This window comes from Kitasatospora sp. NPDC005748 (assembly GCF_040630735.1).
Taxonomy (GTDB): Bacteria; Actinomycetota; Actinomycetes; order Streptomycetales; family Streptomycetaceae; genus Kitasatospora.
In genome coordinates this window covers 1-3,814 of the sequence record NZ_JBEXYD010000145.1, presented here as the reverse complement: position 1 = coordinate 3,814, position 3,814 = coordinate 1, and the positions used below count along the sequence as shown (strand labels likewise).

Genomic DNA, 3,814 nt, shown 5'->3' with positions numbered 1-3,814 from the left:
CAGCCTGCTGCCGTGCGCCCCCGCGCCGGGCCACCCCCCGCCGGCCCCCCGGCGGGGCGCCCGCCCCCCCGCGGCCCGCGGCGGCCGCGACGGCCCGGACCGACCGGCTCTACGAGGACATCGCGGCCGGTCGGCCGGCCACCGTCGGGCAGCGGGCCTGGCTGGCCGCCTCGGTCATCGCCGGCGTGGTCCACCTGACCACCGCGGCCCTGTGCGGCTGGGGCCTGTGGCTGCTCGTCACCGGCAACACCCCGCTCCGCTGTCTGGGCGCGGCCGTGCTCGGCCTGGTGGTCCTGCTCCGGCCCCGGCTCGGCCGGACCCCGCGCGGCGAGGGCGTGCTGGACCGTGCCGAGGCGCCCGCCCTCTACGGCCTGGCGGACCGCGTCGCCGCCGAGGTGGGCGCCGGGCCGGTCGGCGTGATCCGGGTCGACGGCGCGTTCAACGCGAGCATGGGGGCGGTCGGGCTGCGCCGACGGTCGGTGCTCACCCTGGGTCTGCCGCTCTGGGAGGTACTCGGCGAGCAGGAGCGGATCGCCCTGCTGGGGCACGAGTTCGGCCACCGGGTCAACGGCGACCACCGGCAGGGCCTCTGGCTCGGTTCGGCGATCCACGCGCTCGCCCACTGGTACGACCTCACCCGTCCGCGCGGCCACTACCGGGACGCGGTGGGGCTGCAGTTGCTGTTCCAGCTCACCGACCTGCTCCTCGTCGTCCTGCTCGGCGGCGTCGCCCGGTTGCTGCTGGCGCTGCTCCGGCTGCTCGACCGGCTGACCACGCGCGCCGGGCAGCAGGCCGAGTACCACGCGGACACGCTGGCCGCCCGCACCGCGTCCACCGGGGCGGCCCGGCGCCTGCTGCGGACCCTGCTGCTCGGCCAGGCGGTGGAGACGGCGGCGGCCCGGGCACGCGCGGAGCTGCAGAGCCGGCCCCGTGCGTCGCGCCGCGGTCCGCAGCACGCCCCGGCGGCGCCGTCCACGCGGACGGCGGCCGCCCCCGAGGCGTTCTGGGAGCGGCTGCGCGACCAGGCCGCCGACGTCCCTGCGCTGGAGCACGAGCGCCTGCTGCGCCGCTCCGCCCTGGAGCGGGGCGCGGTGGACCCCACCCACCCGCCGACCCACCTGCGGCTCGCCCTCCTCGACCGGGGCCCCGAGCTGTCGGCCGCCGTCACGACGACGCCCGCCGAGACCGCCGCCATCGCCGCCGAGCTGGCGCCGCACCGCGTCCGCATCGCGCGCACCCTGCTGGCCGGCTGAGGATCCGCCCGGGACGGGCGCCGCGGCCTACCGTCCAGTAGGGTCCGACGGCGAGCACGAGCACCGAATCACCCGGCAAGGGAGCTGCACCATGTCCGACCTCCTGGAGAACCCGCGCCCCGCACCCGAGGTGCTGGCGGCCTTCGAGGGCGCGACCGGGTTCATGCCGGTGGACGAGGGCCTCGCCCTGTACGCGGCGGCGCTGACGGCGGCCCGGCAGACCGGGCTGCCGGTGCTGGAGATCGGCACCTACTGCGGGCGGTCGGCGATCCTGCTGGCCGCCGCCGCCCGGGAGGCGGGCACGGTGGCGCTGACCGTCGACCACCACCGGGGCTCCGAGGAGCAGCAGCCGGGCTGGGAGTACCACGACCCGACGCTGGTGGACCAGGAGGTGGGCCGGATGGACACGCTCCCCCGGTTCCGCCGCACCCTGCACGCGGCCGGGCTGGAGGACCACGTGGTCGCCCTGGTCGGCCGGTCGCCGCAGATCGCGGCGCTCTGGGGCGGTCGGCTCGGCCTGGTCTTCATCGACGGCGGCCACACCGACGAGCACGCCACCGGCGACTACGAGGGCTGGGCCCGCCACCTGGCCCCCGAGGGCCTGCTGGTGGTGCACGACGTCTTCCCCGACCCGGCGGACGGCGGCCAGGCGCCGTACCGGGTCTACCTGCGGGCGCTCGCCGAGGGCTTCGAGGAGGTCTCGGTGACCGGCTCGCTGCGGGTCCTGCGCCGCTCCCGCGGCTGAGCGACCGGGCCGCGGAGCCCCACCCGGCCCGGCCCTTCGAGCGCCGCCGTCGAACGCCGTCGTCGAACGCCGCGCTCGAACATCGGGGCGGCCCGACGAGATCGCCGGACCGGCCCCCAGCCGATCACGGATGCTCTAACGTCGTGCCGGGGCTGTCGGGCGGGGGTTCGAACGGTACGGTGTCCGCGCGGCGCACGCGCGCCGACGACAGCGGCACAGCACCAGGCAGAGCGACCCGGCGGACGGTGGGGGCCAGCAATGACGGACCAGCAGAACACCGCTCCGGCGGTCTGGGATCCGACCGCGCGCGGCGGCGCCGGCGGCTGGGTGCGCGGACCGCAGCAGCCCGCCCCCGGCGCGGCCCAGCCCCCGGCCGCTCCGCCCGCCACCGCCCGGCCGGTTCCTCCCGCGCCCGGCCGCCCCGGCGAGGCGCCGCAGCCGCCCGGTCCGTCGCCCTTCCCGCCGCAGCCTCCCACCGCGGGCGGCGTCGGCGACCAGGGCCCGCCGCTGGCCGCCCGCCCGTACCTGGCCGGTGGCCAGGGCCACCCCGCCCCGCCCACCGGACCGCAGCCGCCCGCGTCCGGCTTCCCGGGCCACGCGGCCCCCCAGGGCCCCGCCGGCGGCGGCTACGGCTACCCGCCGCCGCCCCCGGCCCAGCCACAGGCCCAGCCCCCGTACGACGCCGGCCCGTACCCCCAGCAGTACCCCGGGTACCCGGCCCAGCAGTACCCGCCGTACCAGCAGCCGGACTACGCCACGGACTACGAGGACCTCGACGCCGAGGACCGCCCGGCCAACCGGCGCGCGCCACTGCTGATCGCCTTCGCGCTGCTGTTCGTCCTGGCCCTCGGCGGCGGCATCCTGTGGGCCGCGAAGGGCAAGGACGACCCGGCCGACCGGAGCGCCGCCCCGGCTCCCTCCGCGAGCGCCGGCCAGAGCACGGCCGGGAACCCGCCGCCCGCGCCGGGCCCCGACGGATCGTCCGGCGCTCCGAGCCCCGCCGCCAGCGACACCGCGTCCGCCTCCGCGAGCCCGACCGCCGGCACGGCCGGGCCGGGCGCGCCGGAGCAGGCCAAGGCCCTGGACGAGCTGCTGACCCAGGGCGAGAGCGCGAAGGCGCCGATCGGCAGCGCGGTCGCCAAGGTGAGCAGCTGCCCCGCCAAGGCCGACATCGACAGCGCCGCGCAGGTCTTCGACAGCGGCGCCAAGCAGCGCGACCAGCTGCTCGCCAAGCTCGCCACGCTGACCGTCACCGACCTGCCCGGCGGCGCGGACGCGGTGCAGTCGCTGAAGTCCGCCTGGCAGCTGTCCGCCGACATCGACCGGGCGTACGCCAGCTGGGCCCGCGCCGTCTCCGCCCAGGGCTGCTCGGGCTCGGCCCCGAACACCGCCGACAAGAAGCACGCGGACGAGCTCAACCCGCAGGCCACCCAGGCGAAGCGGGACTTCGTGACGAAGTGGAAGGCGATCGCCGACCCGTACGGCCTGACCGCGCGCACCCAGGACAGGATCTGAACCACCCGTGACCCGCACCACCGCCGCTCCGCACGACGAACCGCCGCGCCGCTCCCGGCTGCTGCGCACCACCACCGTGGCCGCCGTCCTGGTGCCGCTCTGCCTGGCCGGCTGGCTGGGCTGGCAGGCCGTCGCCGACCGCGGCCGGGACGACACCGGGGCCGCCCACGCCGCCGGGGCCGCCGCCGCCCCGCCGTCGGGGCCGTTCTCCGCGGCGCCGTTCTCCGCACCGGCGGGCACCGCCCCGCCGGGGGCCCCCGGCGGGGCGGCCGACCCGCCGGCGGCCGCCCAGGCCGCTCCG

The 3,814-nt window shown here is 78.7% G+C and carries 3 protein-coding genes and 1 pseudogene; all 4 read left to right on the top strand.

The window, feature by feature from the left end; genetic code table 11:
* Positions 1–1,253, top strand: a 1,253-nt coding sequence (locus tag ABZ495_RS36905) for a M48 family metallopeptidase (RefSeq protein ID WP_359840359.1), incomplete at its 5' end; no start/stop codon positions are given.
* Positions 1,254–1,344: 91 nt separating this feature from the next.
* Complete coding sequence (locus ABZ495_RS36900) at positions 1,345–1,998, top strand: class I SAM-dependent methyltransferase (RefSeq protein WP_359840357.1); 654 nt, start codon at positions 1,345–1,347, stop codon at positions 1,996–1,998.
* Between the two features lie 258 nt (positions 1,999–2,256).
* Complete coding sequence (locus ABZ495_RS36895; RefSeq protein WP_359840356.1) at positions 2,257–3,513, top strand: hypothetical protein; 1,257 nt, start codon at positions 2,257–2,259, stop codon at positions 3,511–3,513.
* Between the two features lie 7 nt (positions 3,514–3,520).
* A pseudogene (locus tag ABZ495_RS36890) lies at positions 3,521–3,814 on the top strand (N-acetylmuramoyl-L-alanine amidase); the annotation flags it as partial.